The 328-nt window shown below is 42.7% G+C and carries 1 protein-coding gene; it reads left to right on the top strand.

Annotation, left to right across the window (positions count from 1 at the left end):
- A partial coding sequence (locus tag FLQ44_RS07770; RefSeq protein ID WP_206208733.1) for a ribonuclease E/G occupies positions 1 to 328 on the top strand: 328 nt, incomplete at both ends.

Below are 328 nucleotides of genomic sequence, written 5' to 3'. Positions count from 1 at the left end.
CAAAAAGCATTACAAACTCGGGTTGCATTAAAGTCTGGTGGTTATTTGATGATTGACCAGACGGAGGCAATGACCACGATTGATGTCAACACAGGTTCTTATGTGGGTGGTCGTACGCTTGAAGATACAGTCTTCAAAACCAATATGGAAGCCACCCAAGTCATCGCTCGACAGTTACGTTTACGCAATTTAGGCGGCATTATCATTATTGATTTCATCGATATGCAGGAAGCTGTACATCGTGAAGAAGTCATGAACCAGTTTGAGAAGATGCTTGAGCGTGATCATGCCAAGACAAAAATTACCCAAGTGTCTGAACTTGGTTTGG

It is taken from the genome of Vogesella mureinivorans (assembly GCF_007644035.1).
GTDB lineage: Bacteria > Pseudomonadota > Gammaproteobacteria > Burkholderiales > Chromobacteriaceae > Vogesella > Vogesella mureinivorans.
Note: the sequence above shows the minus strand (reverse complement) of the source record. Positions and strands in the feature narration are given on the sequence as shown.